The organism is Mesorhizobium sp. 131-3-5 (genome assembly GCF_016756575.1).
Taxonomy (GTDB): Bacteria; Pseudomonadota; Alphaproteobacteria; order Rhizobiales; family Rhizobiaceae; genus Mesorhizobium; species Mesorhizobium jarvisii.
Window position 1 is genome coordinate 6,096,247 of record NZ_AP023254.1, and the last position, 20,435, is coordinate 6,116,681.

Sequence of the window (20,435 nt, forward strand, 5' to 3'; positions counted from 1 at the left end):
ATGTTCCAGGAGCTGAAGGAAAGCCTGATTTAGTTGAAGGAAAGACTGGTCTTGGGAGGAAGCATGGGCGAGGACCTATCCGGTCATCATGCCGACCGCATTCAGGCCGCGATCGCTTCGGACGCGGCGGCGAAATCCGCGCTGGTCGCGTCCTGGCGACGGTCTTCCAATTTGCACCGGCTCGATCCAGCCGACTGCAGTTCCCCACGCTACCTCACGGAGACTGAGCTGGGGCAGGCCCGACAACGCATCGAACCACTCGTCCGGGCTGCCCAATCGAGTCTGGACCGGCTCTATCTTGCGGTGGGCGGCGTCGGGTGCTGTGTCCTCCTCGCCGATCGTGACGGCGTGCCGGTCGAACGGCGCGGCGCGCCCGTGGATGACGAAACGTTTCATTCCTGGGGTTTGTGGACTGGCTCCGTCTGGAACGAACAAAGCGAGGGCACCAACGGTATCGGCACCTGTCTGGTCGAACAGCGCGCGCTGACGATCCACCGCGACCAGCATTTCCATACGCGCAATACGGGGCTCAGCTGCACCACGGCTCCGATCTACGATCACCAGGGAGATCTGGTGGCAGCGCTTGATGTGTCTTCCTGCCGTGCTGACCTGACCGAAGCTTTTGCCAACCTTATTTCGCTGGCCGTTATCGACGCGGCGCGTCGGATCGAAGCAGAAAACTTCAAAATGGCATTCCCCAAGGCGCGCATTTTGCTGGCGCCGGTGGCCGACAAAGGCTCCGGCGCTCTAATCGCTGTAGATACCGACGATTTGGTGGTCGGCGCGACCCGGTCGGCTCGCCTTGCGCTTGGAATTACCCAGCAGTGCCTCGACAAGCCGATGCCCGCGGCCGATCTGCTCGGCTGGGCTGGCCCCGAAGTCTTTGCCGAGGCGGAGCGCGGTGTTCTGCAGCGAGCGCTCGCGCGGGCAGACGGAAATATCTCGGCCGCAGCCCAGGCGCTTGGCATCAGCCGCGCGACGCTTCACCGCAAGCTCAATCGCCTGGATGTACACAGGTCGCACTGACCAGTCGAAACCTCAAAGGACTGTCGCAATTCTGCGACACATCCCGCCCGCCCGCTGTCTCCGGGGCGGTGACATTGGCAGCATAAATCGCAAGTCTCTTCCGAAGCGTCGCATCCCGCGACGTCAGCTTTGGGAGGAAGACACATGAACAAGGTTGAATTCTCACGCCCGGTCAAGGCGCCTTTCGACAAGCGTTACGGCAATTTCATCGGCGGCAAATGGACCGAGCCTCGCTCCGGCCGCTACTTCGATAACCACTCCCCGGTGAACGGCCAGCTGCTGTGCGAGGTGGCGCGCTCGGATGCCCAGGACATCGAGGCGGCCCTGGATGCGGCCCATGCCGCCAAGGACGCGTGGGGACGCACCAGCGTGGCCGAGCGGTCGCTTATCCTCAACCGCATCGCCGACCGCATGGAGGAGAATCTCGATCTCCTCGCCTGCGCCGAAACCTGGGACAACGGCAAACCGATCCGGGAAACGACCGCGGCCGATCTGCCTCTGGCCATCGACCATTTCCGCTATTTCGCCGGCGCCGTGCGCGGCCAGGAAGGCAGCCTTTCGCAGATCGACGACGACACTGTCGCCTACCATTTCCACGAGCCGCTCGGCGTGGTCGGCCAGATCATTCCCTGGAACTTCCCGCTGCTGATGGCATGCTGGAAGCTTGCGCCCGCGCTTGCGGCCGGCAACTGCGTGGTGCTGAAGCCCGCCGAGCAGACACCGGCCGCCATCCTGCTTTGGGCCGATCTTATCGGCGATCTGCTGCCGCCAGGCGTGCTCAACATCGTCAACGGCTTCGGCCTCGAGGCCGGCAAGCCACTCGCGTCGTCGCCGCGCATCGCCAAGATCGCCTTTACCGGCGAGACCACGACGGGCCGGCTGATCATGCAGTATGCCAGCCAGAACCTCATCCCCGTCACACTGGAACTGGGCGGCAAGTCGCCCAACATCTTCTTCAAGGACGTTGTCGCCGAGGACGACGATTTCTTCGACAAGGCCATCGAAGGCTTCGTCATGTTCGCGCTGAACCAGGGTGAGGTCTGCACCTGCCCGAGCCGTGCGCTCATCCATGAATCGATCTACGACAGGTTCATGGAACGTGCCCTCAAGCGCGTCGAAGCGATCGTGCAGGGCGATCCGCTCGACCCGGCGACGATGATTGGCGCCCAGGCCTCGTCCGAGCAGCTGGAAAAGATCCTGTCCTACATCGACATCGGCCGCCAGGAAGGCGCCGAGGTGCTGACCGGCGGCGCTCGCAATGTTCTGCCTGGCGACCTGGCGGGCGGCTATTACGTCAAGCCGACCGTGTTCAGGGGCCACAACAAGATGCGCATCTTCCAGGAAGAGATTTTCGGACCGGTGGTTTCGGTCACGACCTTCAAGGACGACGACGAAGCGCTCAGCATTGCCAACGACACGCTCTACGGGCTCGGCGCCGGCGTCTGGACACGTGACGGCAACCGCGCCTATCGCTTCGGCCGCGCGATCCAGGCCGGCCGCGTCTGGACCAACTGCTACCACGCCTATCCCGCGCATGCGGCCTTCGGCGGTTACAAGCAGTCCGGCATCGGCCGCGAGACGCACAAGATGATGCTCGACCATTATCAGCAGACCAAGAACATGCTGGTCAGCTATAGCCCGAAGAAGCTCGGCTTCTTCTGATCGGCTCTTTGTCGCACAGGCGCGGCTCCGCGAGGGGCCGCGCCCAAGACTGGAGATCGGAAAGACCATGCACGCTAAGGTCACGGCGACGCCGGCCGCCCTCGAACTGATCGCGGAGATCGTTGCCGAACATGGGCCGGTGCTGTTCCACCAATCCGGCGGCTGCTGCGACGGCTCGTCGCCCATGTGCTATCCGCGCGCCGGCTTCATCGTCGGCGACCACGATGTACTGCTCGGCCACATCGAAGACGCGCCCTTCTACATCGGCGCTTCGCAATTCGAGGCCTGGAAGCACACCGATCTGATCATCGACGTGGTGCCTGGTCGCGGCGGCATGTTCTCGCTCGACAATGGTCGTGAGAAGCGATTCCTGACGCGGTCGACGATCTGCGCCGTTCAGATGTGATGTCGGTGCATCGGGCTGCTTCCCCTTTGCCTCGGTGAAAGGACGCACCAGAAAACAGACGCGTGGACAACCGACAGGCGGCAGGCGGCGCGTGCTTCGGTCCCCACATGCGCGGCTTCCCAGTCCGAACCCGCCACCTGCGACAGCAGCGGGCAAATCGACAGCTCTCGGACGAAGACGGTGTTCGCCAAGCAGATCTGCGGGCTCGGTCGCGCCTTAAAGGCTTAGTATAGCCTTGGACAGTGCCAGGCGTATGTTCATCGCCGATGGATCGGCCGCCGCTACCGATGGCAGCGGATCCACCGCCATGACCTTGACCGCGTTTTCACTGTGCTCGGACAGAAACACGTTGCACCAGATCGCGTTGGCGGTGCCGTTGGCGCCTTGGAAGACGATATCGCGATTGGAAACTCCGAGCACCCTGAAGCCGAAAATCCTGAAACCGTCTTCGGCCCGCTTTTGGCTCCTCATGCCAATGGACTGCACGACGTCGAAGCCATGGGCGGCCAGCGCGCCAGTAACATAGGGAACGGCCCTGGCCAGCGTCATATGGATCATTGTGCTGATGCCGTTGGTAGACATGACGTCGCGTGTGCTCCCCCCTCGCCTCTCCGGAGCGTTTCGCACACAAACGACAGTCGGGCTTTGATCTGGCGCAAAGGCGTCGGATCAAGCAGCCGGCAAGGAGGGAACTGGCAGACCTGCGCCCCGGTTGCTGGACACCTGTATGCGACTTCAAGCCATGTAGCGCTTCTCGGCGGGATCGTCTGGATAGGCGGCTTTCACTTCGAGGATGTCCTTGGACGCCGCTAGCAGTGCCTGGACGCAGGCTGGGTCGAAATGGCGTTCGGATTGTTCCTTGATGTAGTCGAATGCCCGGCCGACAGGCCATGCGGCTTTGTAAGGACGCTCCGAGGTGAGGGCATCGAAGACATCGGCCACCGCGGCGATGCGTCCGACCTGCGGAATTGCCTCACCCTTGAGACCGTTTGGATACCCACCCCCGTCCCAGCGCTCATGGTGCGATTCAGCGATCTCGGCGGCCAGTTTCAGCAGCGAGCATGTCGATCCGGAGAGGATGGCGCTGCCGATCAGTGTGTGTTCGTTCATCCGCTGTCGCTCGGCATCGCTGAGCTTCTGCTGTTTAAGGAGGATAGCATCGCGAATGCCCACCTTGCCGATGTCATGCATCGGTGCCGCGAGCTGGATGTCGCGGCATTGCTCGGGGGAAAATCCCAGCTGTTTCGCTAGCACGGCGCTGTAGTGCGCCATCCTGGTCGTGTGCATGGCGGTTTCCCGGTCCTTGTATCCGGCGGCGAGGGTCAAGCGATTTATGATCTCTTCCTCGCGGTGGCGCAGTTCGAGCGTGGCCTTTGCCACCTCGCTCCTCAGCCACTCCGCCCTGTGGGCAAGCTCCTTCTGCGCCTCGCACAGCCTCACCAGGTTTCTTGTGCGAGCCTTGAACTCCACGGGCTCGATCGGCTTGTGCAGAAATTCGATGGCGCCCGCATGGATGGCATCCATGCGCGTGCTGGCGTCGCCATCGGCCGTCACCATCACGAAGGGCGTGTCGGCGAACCGTCGGTCGCTGCGGATGTGTTCGATGAGCTCGATGCCGTTGATGCCTGGCATCTGGTAGTCGACGATGCCGAGGTCGAAGCTGATCGAAGGCAGATCGCGCAGCACATCCGCCGGCGCCGGATAGCTGGTGACAACACAGTTCGGGATCTGGCCGACCAGCATCTCCATCAGCATCCGGTTGGTGCGGTTGTCCTCGACGATCAATATGCCGATGCTTTCGTTGCTCATCACTACGCCGCCCTTCTGCCGTTTCGGTCGATCCGCGCAACTTCCTGCTCGATATCCTTGGTCAGCTTGACGTCGAGTGGTCGGCAGCGGCCCTCATCAGCCAAGGCCGCGAGTGACGTCAGGCCCAGATTGGCAGCGGCGCCCTTGAGCGAATGGAGCGTTCTGTCGGCGAGCGTCCGGTCGCTGCTCGACATTGCGCGATGCAGGTCGCGAAGCAGCGCGGCGGAGTCGTCCAGAAACGAATCCATCAATCTGTGGAATGCATCCTGTCCAAGAGTCTCGATCAATTCGCGCGTCCGCAGGTCCATGGGAGTTCCGCCGTCAGCGGCTTCATCGCCGCCCAGGCGGGGTATGACAGGCGCCATTCGGCCGGCGGCTCCGGCGAGCCCGTCAATCAGATGGCCGAGCCTCGCCATGGTGACCGGCTTGGCCTCGAACCCGTCCATGCCCGCCTCGATGCAGCGTCTGCGATCTTCATCGGACGCATTTGCCGTCATCGCAACGATCGGCACCCTATGGCCCGCCGCCCTGATGGTACGGGTGGCCTCGATCCCATCCATGACCGGCATCTGCATGTCCATGAGGATCAGATCGAACTGCCATTCGGATGCCAGACGAACGCCTTCGCGCCCATCTGCGGCCAGAACGGCGCGTTGGCCCAGCAATTCGAGAAACTGCTGCGCCACCTCGCGGTTCACCGCATTGTCCTCGACCACAAGGATGTTGAATGATGGCAGCACAACGGCGCGCGTCGTGGTGACGACGGGCGGATCGCTGCGCTTGGCCGGCACCTCGAACCAGAAGCAGCTCCCGACCCCTAGGCTGCTGTCGACCCCGATCGTGCCGCCGAGCCCCTCGACCACTTTCTTGCAGATGGCCAGCCCAAGGCCGGTACCCCCGAAGCGTCTGCTGATCGTGCCATCGACCTGGCTGAACGGCATGAACAGGCGATGGCGTGATTCCAGCGGGATTCCGATGCCGGTGTCGGACACCTGGAAGCGCAACCGCGCCCCATCTTCGCTTTCCGCCATGCTGAGACGTATCAGGCCATTCTCGGTGAATTTCACCGCATTGCTCAACAGATTGAGCAGCACGCGCCGCAGCCGGGTGGGATCGCCGACGTACCATCCGCCATGATGCGCGCAGCCATTCGATATCTCGATGCGATCGCGCTGCTCGCCCGCCCTGCCCTCCATGACCCTGGCGACGTCACGCAACATGGCCGGCGCGTCGAAGGGAACACTTTCGGCGGCGAAGTCGCCGTGTTCGATCTTGGCGAAGTCGAGGATCTCATTGATGACCTCGAGTAGGGCTTGACCGGAGCTTGTGATGATACGCACACTCTCCATGTCGCGCGGCGCGAGTTGCGAAAGGGAGAGCAGTTCGGACATGCCGAGAATGGCATTGAGTGGAGTGCGGATCTCATGGCCGACGGTGGCCATGAATTCGGACTTGGCGCGGTTGCCAACCTCGGCCGCACGGTACGCCATCGACAATTCGTCCGCCGTCGCCTCAAGCTGACGGCTAGTGACCTGAACGATGCGCAACTGGCGCATGAGATTCAGGATCAGCAGTCCGATCGAGCAGCCCAGCGCCAGGACGACCAGCGCCGACAGCTGCTGCAGCCGCATCACCTCGTCGCGGGCATCGGCGCGTGAGGCCGAAACCGAGGCGTTGGTGTAGGTGAGCAGGCCTTCCGTGACCTTCAGCAGGCGAACAAGGGTATCCGAGGCGCCGATCAAGGTCGCATGCTCGACCGCTCCGTCGGCGGCTATGCGGTCGAAGACGGATTCAAGTCCGACGACGAGACCCCGCACCTGCATACGCACGCCTCGGAAGGTTTCGTTGGTTTCAAAGAAGGAGGCATATTTTGAATTGTCGAGGATCGAGAGCCGCGAATAAAGGATGTCATAGCGCAGATTGAGCGCCCTGACCTCCTCGGCGCTGACGGCGCTTTTGCTGGTCAGCCGGTCTATCGCCTGCGCGAGGCTCCGGCTTTCCCTATCCAGCTGGTAGACCGCCCACAAGGCGTCCTCGCGAATGCTATCCTGCAGTGTGTTCTGCCTAGCGGCCAGATGGGCGAAGGCGCCCCCAAGCGCAAGCATCAGCCCCACGGAGACCGCGATCAGGTATCGCGTCGCCTTCCCGGCCCGCCGAACGGCCTCCCGGCTCTCGATCAGCTCGGGCTTCAATCGACGACCTCGATTTCCTTGATCTGCCACACCGAACGCGAGAAGTATTTCTCGTTGTAGAGTTCGTGGTTCTTGTCGAACGGGTAGATCATGAAGAGGGGTCCCTTGTCGCGAACCGACATCGGCTTGCCGTTCATCTTGAGTGCAAGGATCGTCTCATAGTCGGTGGCATCCTCGACCGGAACGTCGGCCGCGTAGTCGTTGAGGGCTTTGACCCGCAGCGTCTTGCCATGGGCGCCGGCTGCATCGAGGACGGCCTTCAGATATGGCCCATCGAACTCGGTGGCGCCCTCGGTCCAGGGGGTTTCCATGCTCGCCCGCCTGCCGGCAAGTGCCTGCAGCATGGCAATGTCAAAGGTCGCGGTGTTTCCAGCGTTGGTGTTGTCGATGTGACCGGTGACCGTCAGGACGACATCGCCCCTGGGTGCTCCAAGCGTGGCGCACATAGCATTGGAGAGAGGCAGTGCGCCCAGCAGCGCCGCCACGATCAGGATTTTCATCGGATAGCCTTTCGGAAGCCGACGCGCTTGGCGCGGCGGCGAAACAGGGCGCATCGCCGGCGCCGCAGTCATGCGTGAAGAGCGCAACCGCCGGCCTCAAACCGGCACGGACGGGGCGGCATCATGCCTTCGCCTGGCGGCGATCGTCCGAGATATCGATGTACCTTAGCAGATGACTGATTGTAATTCGGTAAAGTCGACCGCGAAATATTTGCGCAATGCCGGATCTTGGCCGGCGCCCCAGAAGAAGGCCGCCTCCATCGGTTTGATCTTGCACAATGCAAAGCGCCGCTGCGCCGCTACGATCAGCATATGGTCATAAATCTGTTCGCCGGCACGATCGTCATCAGCCTGACGGTCCTCATCCACACCTTCGGCCTCATCGCGATCACCCACGCCATGGCGCACCTCGTGGCTCGCTTCCGCATGCATGGCCGGCGCAGCCGAGTGATTGCGATGATCAGCGTCGTCATGGGGCTCTTTGCCGTCATCACGGCCGAGGTGTGGCTGTGGGCCGGCGTATATCTTGAACTCGGCGTCTTGCCTGACTTCGAGACCGCGCTTTATTTTTCCACCATCACCTTTTCGACGGTCGGATATGGCGACGTGGTTCCCGCCCATGGCTGGCGCGTCCTGGCGGCGCTCGAGGGCGTGAACGGATTTCTGCTCATCGGCTGGTCGACCGCTTATCTGATCGCGGCGGGAACGCGTATCGGCCCGTTCAGGGTCGGCGAGCACTTCTGACCGGACAGGCGCTCAGACCGCCACTGAATGCCTGGCCGTGCCGGCTTCGAGGTACTTGTCGAACTTCGCTGCCACCGTCCTGACAAGCGGGCGGCTGTCCTTCGGCACGACGAAGTTTTCGCCGTCGAGCCGAAGCAGCAGGTCGCCGCCGCTGATCGCAAGTCGACTTGCTAGGGCCAGGAGTCGCTGGCCGACGTCGCCGAAGCGTTCGACCAGTTCGATGGCCGAGAAGGCGAAATGGCACATCAGACGCTCGATGATCCAGCCTCTCGCCAGATCGTCGACGCTGAGCTCGATGCCGCGCGCCACTGCCAGCTGTCCGGAATCCACGGCCTTCTCGTATGCGCCGGTTGCGACGATGTTCTGGGCGTAGCCCTGGCGGTACCGGCTGATCGCGGACGGCCCGAGCCCGATCAGCGTCTCGCAATTGTCCTCTGTATAGCCCTGGAAATTGCGACGTATCTTGCCGGTGCGAGCCGAGATGGCGAGCGTATCGTTCGGCTTGGCGAAATGGTCCAGGCCCAGGGCCTCGTATCCGGCGTCCACGATCAGCCGGGCGGCGAGCTGCGATTGCGCCAACCGTCCGGCAGAATCGGGGAGCCATGCTTCGTCGATCATGGTCTGATGTTTCTTGAACCAGGGAACATGTGCATAGCCGAATAGCGCCAGCCTGTCGGGCTGCAACGTCAACGCCTGGGCGACGGTCCGGGCAACACTCTCAAGGGTCTGGTGCGGCAGTCCGTAGAGCAGGTCGAGGTTCACCGAATTCACGCCACGCGCCCGCACGGCGTCCACCACGCTCTTGGTCAGCAGGAAGCTTTGCTCGCGATTGATGGCTTGCTGCACCTTGGGATCGAAATCCTGAACGCCGAGGCTCGCTCTCGTCATGCCGATCGCGCAGAGGGCGTCGAGCCGGGCCTCATCCATGTCGCTGGGATCGATTTCGACACTGAGGCTGGCATCGTCGAGCACATCGAAACGATCCCGCAGCGCTTTTCCCAGCGACAGGATGTCCTCGGGCTTCAGCATCGTCGGCGAGCCGCCGCCGAAATGGATGGCGCGCACCCGGCCCTTGCCGCGCACGAGGCTGCCAATCGTCTCGATCTCTCTATGCAAGGAGTATAGAAAATTTGCCACCGGCTGATAGTGCCGGGTCTGCTTGGTGTGGCATGCGCAGAACCAGCACAGCTTGTCGCAGTAGGGAATATGCAGATAGAGCGATATCTCGTCATGGCTTTCGAGCGCTTCGAGCCAAGTCCGACAGACAGTCGCATCAACCCCCGGGTGGAAATGAGGCGCCGTCGGATAGCTCGTGTAGCGCGGTACATTTTCGCCAAGCCTGGCGGCCACTTCCGGTTGCATGTCGCTTTCCCTGTGTTTGCAAGGTCAGGCAATGGCCGCAATCGCGCGCCAATGCCTTGATTTCGGTCAAAGCCTTTGCACCGGACAAACTGTCACAAGGCTTTTTCAATGGCCGACACTTATCTTGCCGATACCCAGGGCCATGGGACGATCGTGATGACAGTGCGTCAAGATGTTCATAGCGCCGGCATTCCCGTGCTTTGCCAATCATGCGAGGCGCGGCATCGCGGCGTCTGCGGTGCGCTCGACGCCGATCAATTGGTCGGGCTCGCCAAGATTTCGTCAAAGCACACCATTGAACCGGGCGTGGAACTGATTGGCGACGCCGAGACCGTCGACAGCTATTCCAACGTGCTTTCCGGCGTGGTGAAGCTGACGAAAAGCCTTTCGGACGGTCGCCAACAGATTGTCGGGCTTCAGTTTGCTCCCGATTTTCTGGGGCGGCCATTCAAGGTGGAAAGCGCTATCAACGCCGAAGCGGCAACGGCCGTCTCCCTGTGCTCGTTTCCAAGAGCGTCCATCGAGAGAATGATGAGGGAATCGCAAGAGCTCGAGCATCGCCTGCTCAAGCAGACATTGAACGAGCTTGACGAAGCACGCGACTGGATGGTGACGCTGGGACGCAAGACGGCCGCCGAAAAAGTGGCAAGCTTCCTCCTGATGATTGCCAGAAACATCGATCCCACGCTCGATCCGGCCACCAACGCGACGAGCTTCGAGCTGCCGCTCACACGCGCCGACATCGCCGATTTCCTCGGCCTGACGATCGAGACGGTGAGCCGCCAGTTGACCCGGCTGCGGACAGATGGGCTAATCCGGACCGAGAACAATCGACATGTAACGGTGACCAGCCTTACCCGCTTGGCCGGCCGCTCTGGCGCCTGACCTCAATCAGCGATCCCGATCATCGGCAGCACGTGCTCGCGTTCAAACGCGATGTGCCGGCGCAAGTTCTCGAACAGGCCGCGCAACATGAACCCGATGGCTTCGGGATTCTCGACTGTCTCGCCATGTCCGATGGCCAGCAGGATTTCAGTCACCTCACCGGCAAAGCATTCGTCTTCCACATGCTCGGCCCGCAATCGTCGGGTCGAGGCAAGGTTCGCCTCGCTGCCGACCACCGCCTCCTCGTAAGCCGGAAAAATGATCGCCTCTTCGTACTGATGGATACTGCGCAGAAGCGGCACGATCGAGTTGGCTGTGCTGAGGCATATCATCCGATCAACACCCGGCAGAGCGTCCGCGATTTTTTCCAAAGCATCGCAAAGGCGGAGTTTCTCGTCATGCGCACGCCGCATCACAGCGGTCGGGACGGCCTCCCGCCCGGCCAGCGTGGAGATGTCCCGGTAGTTTTCAAACAGCGACGATCCTCGCACTTTCTCCGAATTCAATGTCAGCCTCCGGTCTTTCACAAGGCTTACGCTGCCCAATGATAACGCGGTGGGCTTTGACATGGATCAAGGCGCCGGCAACCCGGCTGAGGAATTGGTGCTGATGCGGATTGTTTTCCGCGCACGGAATCCGAGGTCGGGGACATGTCATGAAATTCGGCACTGAAACTGTGGCTCTAAGCCTGTTTGCATTCGCGGCCCTGGTGGCCGCCGGCTTTGGCGTGGATGAGCCTTTCCGCCAGCATATGTGGGTGCTGTTCATCGTGCTGCTGGGCTTTATCGCTATTCTTCTGCGCAAGACCAGTTTCGCGCCGGCAGCGCGGATCGATCCGTCCGCCTATATGGATGGGCCGATCCGCTACGGCGCCATCGCCACCATGTTCTGGGGCGTGGTCGGCATGCTCGTCGGCGTGGTCATCGCGCTGCAGCTTGCCTACCCGGATCTCAACATCCAGCCCTGGTTCAATTTTGGGCGCTTGCGGCCGCTGCACACATCCGGCGTCGTTTTTGCCTTCGGCGGCAACGCTCTGCTTTGCACGTCAATGTATGTGGTGCAGCGCACCTGCCGCGCCCGGCTTTTCGGCGGCAATCTCGCCTGGTTCGTGTTCTGGGGCTACCAGCTTTTCATCGTCATGGCGGCCACCGGCTATCTGCTCGGCATTACCGAATCCCGCGAATACGCCGAGCCTGAATGGTATGTCGACATCTGGCTGACCATCGTCTGGGTCGCCTATCTCCTCCTGTTCCTCGGCACGATCCTGAAGCGCAAGGAACCGCATATCTACGTCGCCAACTGGTTCTACCTGTCGTTCATCGTGACCATCGCGATGCTGCATGTGGTCAACAACCTGTCGATGCCGGCCTCCTTCCTGGGCTCGAAGAGTTATTCCGCATTTTCCGGTGTCCAGGATGCGCTGACGCAATGGTGGTATGGCCACAATGCGGTCGGCTTCTTCCTGACGGCCGGCTTCCTCGGCATGATGTATTACTTCGTGCCCAAGCAGGCCAACCGGCCGGTCTACTCCTATCGCCTTTCGATCATCCACTTCTGGGCGCTGATCTTCCTCTATATCTGGGCTGGCCCGCATCATCTCCACTATACCGCCCTGCCCGATTGGGCGCAGACGCTCGGCATGGTGTTCTCGATCATGCTCTGGATGCCGTCATGGGGCGGGATGATCAACGGCCTGATGACGCTGTCCGGTGCCTGGGACAAGATCCGCACCGATCCGATCATCCGCATGATGGTGATCGCCATCGCCTTCTACGGCATGTCGACCTTCGAAGGCCCGATGATGTCGATCAAGTCGGTCAACTCGCTCAGCCACTACACCGACTGGACCATCGGCCACGTTCATTCCGGCGCACTCGGCTGGGTCGGCATGATCTCGTTCGGCGCGATCTATTACATGGTGCCGAAGCTGTGGAACCGTGAACGCCTCTACTCGCTGCGCCTCGTGACCTGGCACTTCTGGCTGGCGACACTCGGCATCGTCGTCTACGCCGCGGTCATGTGGGTTTCCGGCATCATGCAGGGCCTGATGTGGCGCGAATACGACGAGCAGGGCTTCCTGGTCTACTCCTTCGCCGAAACCGTCGCCGCCATGCATCCCTACTACGTCATGCGCGCCATCGGCGGAGCCATGTACCTGTCCGGCGCCCTGATCATGGCCTGGAACATCACCATGACGATCCTCGGCCACCAGCGCCAGGAGCAACCGTTGCCGGGCTCCGTTCCCGCTCTCCAGCCTGCACAATAGGAGCCAGAAATGGGCTTGATGGACAGACACGCGATCATCGAGAAGAACGCCACGCTTCTTCTCGTTGGTTCCCTTCTGGTGGTGACGGTCGGCGGCATCGTCGAGATCGCCCCGCTCTTCTATCTCGACAATACGATCGAGAAGGTCGAAGGCATGCGGCCTTACTCGCCGCTCGAACTCGCCGGCCGCAATATCTATGTGCGTGAGGGCTGCTACCTCTGCCACAGCCAGATGATCAGGCCATTCCGGGACGAGGTCGAGCGCTATGGTCATTACAGCCTGGCGGCCGAGTCGATGTACGATCACCCGTTCCAATGGGGATCAAAGCGAACCGGGCCGGATCTGGCCCGGGTCGGCGACCGCTACTCGAACACGTGGCATGTGCAGCATCTGTCCGATCCCCGATCGGTGGTGCCGGAATCGATCATGCCGGGCTATGCCTTTCTCAAGGACAAGCCGATCGAGGTGAAGGACTTCTCGACGCATCTGGTTGCGAACAGGCGCGTTGGCGTCCCCTACTCCGACGACATGATCGCGAACGCCAACGCCGATTTGACGGCGCAGGCCGATCCCAACGCCGACACATCCGGCCTCTTGGCCCGCTATCCGAAAGCGAAGGTCGGCGATCTCGACGGCAATCCGCAGCAGGTCACCGAGATGGACGCGCTTGTCGCCTATCTGCAGATGCTCGGCACGCTGGTCGATTTCAAACACTACGACGAAGCCGCCGGTTACCGCTGAGGAGGACGACCATGGACTACAATCTGATGCGGGAATTCGCTGACAGTTGGGGCTTGCTGGCGATGGCGCTCTTTTTTGTCGGATGCATTGCCTTCGCACTTCGACCAGGCGGCCGCAGCCAGGCCGATGAAGCCGCCCGCATTCCCCTCAAGGATGACTGATCATGAGCACAGAGCATATCGACGACGTGTCGGGCATCTCGACGACCGGCCATGAATGGGATGGCATCAGGGAACTCAACAACCCTCTTCCCAGGTGGTGGGTGATAACGTTCTACATCACCATCGCCTGGGCGATCGGCTACACCATCGCCTATCCGGCATGGCCGATGCTGTCCTCCGCGACGAGTGGGCTGCTTGGCTATTCGAGCCGAAATGACGTCAAGAACGAGCTGGCGGCGGCCGAACTTGCGAAGGGCAAGTATGTCGCGGCAATTCAATCGAAGACCGTGTCCGAGATTGCCGCCGACGATGCCCTCCGTGAATTCGCGGTCGCGGCCGGCGGAGCCACATTCAAGGTCAATTGCGTTCAGTGTCATGGCTCGGGCGCACAGGGGTCCAAGGGCTTTCCCAACCTGAATGACGACGACTGGCTGTGGGGCGGCAAGGCCGACCAGATCCAGCAGACGATCACGCACGGCATCCGCTTCGCGTCCGACCCGGACACACGCATCTCCGAGATGCCGGGCTTTGGCGACATCATCACGCCCGAGCAAATCACACAGGTCAGCGCCTACGTGGCGAGCCTCTCCGGCAAGGTCCAGGACGCAAGTCTGATCGAGCCCGGCGCCAAGGTCTTCGCGGAAAACTGCGTCGCCTGTCATGGCGCCAACGCGAAAGGCAACAGGGAGTTCGGCGCCCCCGATCTGACCGATGCCATCTGGCTCTACGGGTCCGGCGAGGCAGCCATCGCCGCCCAGGTGCGCGCGCCGAAACACGGCGTGATGCCAGCCTGGATCGACCGTCTCGGCGAGACCAAGGTCAAGGAGCTCGCAGTCTACGTACATTCGCTTGGCGGCGGAGAATAGCGACGGGGGCCTATTCTCCTGCCCTCTCCGTCCAGGCGACGAGGCCCGGCCCTGCCGGGCCTCGACTGTATTCTAGTCCCGGGATTGACCTGCATCAACGCGTCGCGATCCAACCGGAGGCAAAGTCCGGTCGACGCTGCATTTCGCGCTGCCACGCATCGATAGGGCGACCGCCTGGCGAAATCTCAAGCTGCATGACGGGAGAGACCGGTGCTGGACAATACGCAGGTGGAACGGCTCGAAGCAGAGGCGGTCAACTCCGCCAAAGTGCGCCAGCCATTGTATGCTGCGCGCAAGAAGGTTTTCCCCAAGCGTGCATCGGGCAGCTTTCGCCAGTTCAAATGGCTCGTGATGGCGATCACGCTCGGCATTTACTACCTGACGCCGTGGTTGCGATGGGATCGCGGTCCGTTCGCCCCGGACCAGGCCGTGCTGCTCGATGTCGCCAACCGGCGCTTCTACTTCTTCTTCATCGAAATATGGCCGCAGGAATTCTACTATGTGGCCGGCCTCCTGGTCATGGCCGGCGTCGGCCTCTTCCTGATCACCTCGACGGTCGGGCGCGCCTGGTGCGGCTATACGTGCCCGCAGACCGTTTGGGTCGATCTATTTCTGGTCGTCGAGCGCGCCATCGAGGGCGACCGCAACGCTCGCATGAAGCTCGATGCCGGCCCCTGGACCGCCCGCAAGCTCGTGCTGCGGGTCTCGAAACACGCCATCTGGCTGGTCATAGGCGCGGCCACCGGCGGCGCCTGGATCTTCTATTTCGCCGATGCGCCAACGCTGGCCGGCGAAATCTTCACCGGCACGGCGGCTCCCGTCGCCTACATCACCATCGCCGTACTGACGGCGACGACCTATACGTTCGGCGGGCTGATGCGCGAGCAGGTCTGCACCTATATGTGCCCGTGGCCGCGCATCCAGGCGGCCATGCTCGACGAGAACTCCCTCACCGTCACCTACAATGACTGGCGCGGGGAGCCGCGCTCGCGCCACGCCAAGAAGGTGATCGCCGCGGGGCAGCCTGTCGGCGACTGCGTCGACTGCAACGCCTGCGTCGCGGTTTGCCCGATGGGGATCGACATCCGCGACGGCCAGCAACTCGAATGCATCACCTGCGCGCTCTGCATCGACGCTTGCGACGGCGTCATGGACAAGCTCGGCAGGGAGCATGGGTTGATCTCCTACGCGACGCTCTCCGACTACAACGCCAACATGATGCTGGCGACCGCCGGGGGCTCGGGTTCAGTCAATCCGTCGCTGGTCCGAACCGCTGACGGCCTGTTCTCCGACAAGGTGGCCCATTTCCACATTCGCAAGATCTTTCGGCCGCGCACCTACGTCTACATGGGCCTGTGGTCGCTGATCGGCCTTGGGCTGCTGTATTCGCTGCTGACGCGCGACCGGCTCGAAGTGAACGTGCTGCACGACCGCAATCCGCAGTTCGTCACTCTTTCCGACGGTTCCATCCGCAATGGCTACACCGTCAAGCTGCTCAACATGATCCCCGAGCCCAGGACGATCGTCGTCACCCTTCAGGGCCTGGAAGGAGCAGAGATGAGCGTGGTCGGCATCGATCAGCCGGCAGGCCGCTCCGTTCCCATCTCGGTCGAACCCGACCGGCTGAAGATGCTGAAGGTTTTCGTACGTCAGCCGGCAGGCCAGATCCAGGGCACGGCACAGACCTTCAAGTTCCGGGCCGAGGACAAGGCGAGCTTCGAGTCGGACGAATACACCGCCACCTTCAACGCACCGGAGATCGCCAGATGACCGCCAAGGCGCAAAAGTCCCGCGAATTCACCGGCAGGCACATGCTGGCCATCGTCCTTGCCTTCTTCGGCGTGGTCATCGCGGTCAATCTGACCATGGCGACGCTCGCCAGCACGAGTTGGACCGGCCTGGTGGTCGAGAACACCTATGTGGCGAGCCAGCAATTCAACAAGAAAGCCGAGGAGGGGCGCGCGCAGGCGGCCCTCGGCTGGACCGGCAAACTGACCATCGCAGCGGGCGAGGTTCGCTACAGCCTTACCGATGCCGGAGGTAAGCCGGTTGCCTTGCATGGCGTCAAGGTGCTGTTTCGCCATCCCGCCTATGAGAAGGAGGACAAGGCCATCACGCTCACCCTCGCCTCGGGTCAGGACTTCGCCGCGCAGCATACGCCGAAGGATGGTGTCTGGATCGTCGAAGTCGACGCCGATGCCGGTCTGGACAAAGCCTATCGTGACGTCCGCAGGATCATGATTTCCCATGGGGCGATGAAATGAGCTGTTGTGCACCTGGCGCTGAAATGACGCTGGATCTGGCGGGCGCCACATCGGTTCTGCCGTCCAGCCAGGAGATCAGGCTGGCAAGCCGATCGATCGGCGACAACCTTTGCCAGACCGATCTTTCGGTACCCACGGTCCACTGCGCGGCCTGCATCCAGACGATCGAGACGGCACTGGGAAAGCTCGATCGCGTCGAGAGCGCTCGCGTCAACCTGTCGACCAAACGGGTCTCGGTCCAGTGGCATGGCGACGAGGCTCCGCCATTTTTCGCAACGCTCGGGCGGCTGGGCTACCAAGCGCATCTCTTCGATCCGGAGACCGGCAGCAAGGACAAGACGCTTTCGGAGCTGATCCGGGCGGTCGCGGTCGCGGGTTTTGCCGCCGGCAACATCATGCTGCTGTCGGTCTCGGTCTGGTCCGGCGCCGAAGGCGCGACCCGCGACCTGTTCCACTGGGTCTCGGCGCTGATCGCCATCCCGGCATTGGCCTTTGCCGGCGGCATCTATTTCCGCTCGGCCTGGAATGCATTGCGCCACGGGCGCATGAACATGGACGTCCCGATTGCGGTCGGCGTGTCACTTGCCTACGCCATGAGCCTCTACGAAACCGTCAACCATGGCGACCACGCCTATTTTGACGCTTCCGTTTCGCTGCTGTTCTTCCTCCTGATCGGCCGCACGCTTGACCACGTCATGCGCGAACGGGCGCGCACCGCAGTGAATGGCCTGTCGCGGCTCGCGGCGCGCGGCGCCGTCGTGCTGCGCGGTGATGGCGTGCGCGATTACCTGCCGGTCGGCGAGATCGAACCGGGCATGGCGCTGCACATCGCCGCCGGCGAGCGAATTCCGGTCGACGGCAATATCCTCAGCGGTATTTCGGATATCGATTGTTCACTGGTATCCGGGGAAAGCACGCCCCGGACCGTGGGAGCGGGAGCCCAGGTTCAGGCAGGCACGCTCAATCTCACCGGCCCGCTGACCATGCAGGCGACGGCCGCGGCGAAGGATTCTTTCCTGGCCGAAATGGTCCGGCTCATGGAAGCCGCGGAGGGCGGCCGCTCGCAGTATCGCAGGATCGCCGACCGGGTCTCGGCGCTCTACGCTCCGGTGGTCCATCTCGCTGCCTTGCTGACGTTCCTTGGATGGATGGTCGCTTCGGGCGACTGGCATCTGGCAATGACGATCGCGATTGCCGTTCTCATCATCACTTGCCCGTGCGCGCTCGGCCTGGCCGTGCCGATCGTGCAGGTCGTCGCGGCGCGACGTCTTTTCGAGGCCGGCGTCATGGTCAAGGACGGTTCGGCCATGGAACGACTGGCGGCGATCGATACGGTGCTGTTCGACAAGACCGGGACCCTCACGCTCGGACGGCCAAGGCTGATCAATGGGCCATCCATCGACCCGGCCATGCTGGCGATCGCGGCCGACATGGCCTCGCATTCGCGCCATCCATTCTCGAAGGCCATAGCCGGTTTCGCGGGCTCTTCCAGTCAACCCGGTCTCCAGTCCGTCAGCGAGCACCCCGGCTTCGGAATGGAAGCCGTCACCGAAGGCAACACCTGGCGCCTCGGCCGGCGCGGATGGGCTGGATGGAAGGCGCGGACCGGCGGCGAAGGCAAATATGGCGGCTATGGCGGGACGGTGCTTTCGAAGAACGGGATGATCGTTGCCACCTTTGCCTTCGAAGACGCCGCGCGCGCCGACGCCAAGGCCGCGGTCGGGCAACTGCAGGATGCCGGAATGTCGGTCCAGATGTTGTCCGGCGACACCGCCAACGCCTGTCGCGACGTCGCCAAGACCTTGGGGATCGAGGACTTCGTTCCGGCCCTGCTCCCGTCCGGCAAGGTCGAGTGGATCGAGGCGCTGTCGAGGGAAGGCCACAAGGTCCTAATGGTGGGCGACGGACTCAACGATACGCCGGCGCTCGGCGCGGCGCATGTCTCGATGGCCCCGGCCACCGCGGCCGATGTCGGTCGCAATGCCGCCGATTTCGTCTTCCTGCGCGAAAGCCTACTGGCGGTGCCCTTGGCGTTGGATATCTCGCGAAAGGCAGGCCGGCTCATTCGACAGAACATCGCCATTGCCATTGTCTACAACGCGTTCGCCGTGCCGATCGCCATATCGGGGCACGTGACGCCGCTCATCGCGGCGATTGCGATGTCCGCCTCGTCGCTGCTGGTGATCGGAAACGCCATGCGGCTGCAAGGTTTCGCGAAAAGCTCATCGCCTGAAAACACTTCGCGCAACCGGCGCGAACGCCCCGGCCTGTCGGTCCAACACCCATGACGACGCTCGTCTATCTCATCCCCGTGGCGCTCTTCCTCGGGGCGCTTGGACTGAGCGGCTTTCTGTGGGCCCTGAGAAGCGGCCAGTATGAGGATCTTGATGGAGCGGCGGAGCGCATTCTCATCGATGGGGATGAGCAGCCGAGCGGGCGCATCGCCTTGGCGAAGGTGGACAGTGTCGAGAGAACAAGCGCCCCCTAGTTTATCCTGGTGCCGCTCTGGGTGTCGAACAGACGCACCTTGTGCACCAAGATCTCCAGGTTCACCTCTTGATCAGGTTTGAATGGTGGCTGTTCCCGGATTTCCGCCATCAGGTCGACGCCATCAGCAGTTAGGGTGATTTCCTGGGCTTCCCCGGTTGGCTCGACCACTTGGACCCTCGCCTTTGCGTGACTGCCACCGACAGCGATGTGCTGGGGGCGAATCCCGTAAACCACGCCTTGCCTGTTCCCTATCCCTGCCTCCTTCGGCAGTGGCAGGCGCAGGCCTTGTTCGGCGATGAATGCGCCACTCTCGACGCGGCCCCTGACCAGGTTCATTTCCGGAGATCCTATGAAGCTCGCAACGAACAGATTGGCCGGGTTCTCGTAGAGTTCGGAGGGCGTTCCGATCTGTTCGATGCGGCCTTTGTTCAGCACCACGATGCGGTCGGCGAGCGTCATCGCCTCGGTCTGGTCGTGGGTCACGTAGATGCTGGTGCGGCCGAGCCGCTGGTGAAGCTTCTTGATCTCGGCCCGCATCTTCACGCGCAGCTTGGCGTCGAGATTGCTGAGCGGCTCGTCGAACAGAAAGGCGGAGGGGTCGCGCACGATGGCGCGGCCCATGGCGACGCGCTGGCGCTGGCCGCCGGACAATTGCCGCGGCATGCGGCCAAGCAAATCCTGCAGACCAAGGATTTCGGCCGCCGCCTTCACCCTCGAGACGATCTCTTGCCTGGGAACCTTGGCCAGCCGAAGCGCGAAGCTCATATTGTCGGCGACGCTCATATGCGGATAGAGCGCGTAACTCTGGAAGACCATCGCTATGTCGCGCGACTTGGCGGGCATTTCGTCGACGACGCGTCCGCCGATGCGGATCTCGCCTGTCGTCTGCTCTTCCAGCCCGGCTATCATGCGCAGCAGCGTGGACTTGCCGCAGCCCGACGGACCGACCAGCACCACAAACTCGCCGCTCGCGATTTCGATGTTCACGTCGCGCAGAACTTCCACGGCGCCGAAGCTCTTGCCGAGCTGTTCTATTTCGATTGCAGACATCTGGTTTCCTC

The 20,435-nt window shown here is 62.3% G+C and carries 20 protein-coding genes and 1 pseudogene; 13 read left to right on the forward strand and 8 right to left on the reverse strand.

The features are described 5' to 3' along the window. Positions 1-63: 63 nt before the first annotated feature. The 3 genes from JG747_RS29730 (at position 64) to JG747_RS29740 (ending at position 3,094) form a co-directional block, all read left to right on the forward strand. The gene (locus tag JG747_RS29730) at positions 64-1,026 is read left to right on the forward strand and encodes a GAF domain-containing protein (RefSeq protein ID WP_019860146.1); all 963 of its coding nucleotides are present in this window, start codon (positions 64-66) and stop codon (positions 1,024-1,026) included. Between the two features lie 144 nt (positions 1,027-1,170). Next, the gene (gene adh, locus JG747_RS29735) at positions 1,171-2,688 is read left to right on the forward strand and encodes an aldehyde dehydrogenase (protein WP_019860147.1); all 1,518 of its coding nucleotides are present in this window, start codon (positions 1,171-1,173) and stop codon (positions 2,686-2,688) included. Between the two features lie 67 nt (positions 2,689-2,755). Further along, complete coding sequence (locus JG747_RS29740; RefSeq protein ID WP_010914203.1) at positions 2,756-3,094, forward strand: DUF779 domain-containing protein; 339 nt, start codon at positions 2,756-2,758, stop codon at positions 3,092-3,094. Positions 3,095-3,310: 216 nt separating this feature from the next. Here JG747_RS29740 and JG747_RS29745 read toward each other — a convergent pair whose 3' ends face one another. The 5 genes from JG747_RS29745 to JG747_RS29765 form a co-directional block, all read right to left on the reverse strand. Continuing rightward, complete coding sequence (locus JG747_RS29745; protein ID WP_202360600.1) at positions 3,311-3,676, reverse strand: hypothetical protein; 366 nt, start codon at positions 3,674-3,676, stop codon at positions 3,311-3,313. Positions 3,677-3,829: 153 nt separating this feature from the next. Continuing rightward, a complete protein-coding gene (locus tag JG747_RS29750) occupies positions 3,830-4,903 on the reverse strand; it encodes an HD domain-containing phosphohydrolase (RefSeq protein ID WP_019860150.1) in 1,074 nt (357 codons plus the stop codon). 2 nt (positions 4,904-4,905) lie between these two features. After that, the gene (locus tag JG747_RS29755) at positions 4,906-7,095 is read right to left on the reverse strand and encodes an ATP-binding protein (RefSeq protein ID WP_202360601.1); all 2,190 of its coding nucleotides are present in this window, start codon (positions 7,093-7,095) and stop codon (positions 4,906-4,908) included. Next, positions 7,092-7,595, reverse strand: coding sequence for a molybdopterin-dependent oxidoreductase (locus tag JG747_RS29760; protein ID WP_027047202.1), 504 nt, complete (start codon positions 7,593-7,595; stop codon positions 7,092-7,094). The genes JG747_RS29755 and JG747_RS29760 overlap by 4 nt, the downstream gene beginning before the upstream one ends. A 165-nt stretch (positions 7,596-7,760) precedes the next feature. After that, entirely contained in the window at positions 7,761-8,027 is a 267-nt protein-coding gene (locus JG747_RS29765) for a hypothetical protein (protein WP_171880428.1), read from the reverse strand. A gap of 24 nt (positions 8,028-8,051) precedes the next feature. On the opposite strand from JG747_RS29765, the gene JG747_RS29770 reads away from it, so the two are divergent. Continuing rightward, positions 8,052-8,339 (forward strand): potassium channel family protein, encoded by a 288-nt coding sequence (locus tag JG747_RS29770; protein ID WP_236952284.1) that lies wholly within the window; start codon positions 8,052-8,054, stop codon positions 8,337-8,339. A 12-nt stretch (positions 8,340-8,351) separates the two neighbouring features. Here the strand turns inward: JG747_RS29770 and hemN are convergent, their stop codons facing one another. Continuing rightward, positions 8,352-9,701: an oxygen-independent coproporphyrinogen III oxidase gene (gene hemN, locus JG747_RS29775; protein ID WP_202360602.1), complete on the reverse strand. Its 1,350-nt coding sequence runs from the start codon at positions 9,699-9,701 to the stop codon at positions 8,352-8,354. A gap of 156 nt (positions 9,702-9,857) precedes the next feature. On the opposite strand from hemN, the gene JG747_RS29780 reads away from it, so the two are divergent. Continuing rightward, entirely contained in the window at positions 9,858-10,586 is a 729-nt protein-coding gene (locus JG747_RS29780; RefSeq protein WP_274609722.1) for a Crp/Fnr family transcriptional regulator, read from the forward strand. A gap of 2 nt (positions 10,587-10,588) precedes the next feature. On the opposite strand, the gene JG747_RS29785 is transcribed toward JG747_RS29780, so the two are convergent. Then, a complete protein-coding gene (locus tag JG747_RS29785) occupies positions 10,589-10,999 on the reverse strand; it encodes a hemerythrin domain-containing protein (protein ID WP_038652171.1) in 411 nt (136 codons plus the stop codon). 242 nt (positions 11,000-11,241) lie between these two features. Between JG747_RS29785 and ccoN the strand changes: the two genes are divergently transcribed. From ccoN to ccoS, 8 genes and pseudogenes are all read left to right on the forward strand, one after another. Beyond that, on the forward strand, positions 11,242-12,852 hold the full coding sequence (ccoN, locus tag JG747_RS29790) for a cytochrome-c oxidase, cbb3-type subunit I (RefSeq protein ID WP_019860158.1): 1,611 nt from the start codon (positions 11,242-11,244) through the stop codon (positions 12,850-12,852). Between the two features lie 9 nt (positions 12,853-12,861). Beyond that, the gene (ccoO, locus tag JG747_RS29795) at positions 12,862-13,593 is read left to right on the forward strand and encodes a cytochrome-c oxidase, cbb3-type subunit II (protein WP_019860160.1); all 732 of its coding nucleotides are present in this window, start codon (positions 12,862-12,864) and stop codon (positions 13,591-13,593) included. Between the two features lie 11 nt (positions 13,594-13,604). Then, on the forward strand, positions 13,605-13,754 hold the full coding sequence (locus tag JG747_RS29800; protein ID WP_019860163.1) for a CcoQ/FixQ family Cbb3-type cytochrome c oxidase assembly chaperone: 150 nt from the start codon (positions 13,605-13,607) through the stop codon (positions 13,752-13,754). A gap of 2 nt (positions 13,755-13,756) precedes the next feature. Beyond that, entirely contained in the window at positions 13,757-14,620 is an 864-nt protein-coding gene (gene ccoP / locus JG747_RS29805; protein WP_019860164.1) for a cytochrome-c oxidase, cbb3-type subunit III, read from the forward strand. A gap of 210 nt (positions 14,621-14,830) precedes the next feature. Next, complete coding sequence (gene ccoG / locus JG747_RS29810; RefSeq protein WP_069091372.1) at positions 14,831-16,390, forward strand: cytochrome c oxidase accessory protein CcoG; 1,560 nt, start codon at positions 14,831-14,833, stop codon at positions 16,388-16,390. Beyond that, entirely contained in the window at positions 16,387-16,884 is a 498-nt protein-coding gene (locus JG747_RS29815) for a FixH family protein (RefSeq protein WP_019860166.1), read from the forward strand. Before ccoG ends, JG747_RS29815 begins: the two co-directional genes overlap by 4 nt. Further along, positions 16,881-19,172: a cation-translocating P-type ATPase gene (locus tag JG747_RS29820; protein WP_069091370.1), complete on the forward strand. Its 2,292-nt coding sequence runs from the start codon at positions 16,881-16,883 to the stop codon at positions 19,170-19,172. Before JG747_RS29815 ends, JG747_RS29820 begins: the two co-directional genes overlap by 4 nt. Continuing rightward, positions 19,169-19,315: pseudogene (gene ccoS, locus JG747_RS29825) on the forward strand (cbb3-type cytochrome oxidase assembly protein CcoS); the annotation flags it as partial. The gene JG747_RS29820 and the pseudogene ccoS, both read left to right, overlap by 4 nt. Positions 19,316-19,368: 53 nt before the next feature. Here the strand turns inward: ccoS and JG747_RS29830 are convergent. After that, on the reverse strand, positions 19,369-20,424 hold the full coding sequence (locus JG747_RS29830; RefSeq protein ID WP_202360604.1) for an ABC transporter ATP-binding protein: 1,056 nt from the start codon (positions 20,422-20,424) through the stop codon (positions 19,369-19,371). Positions 20,425-20,435 lie beyond the last annotated feature (11 nt).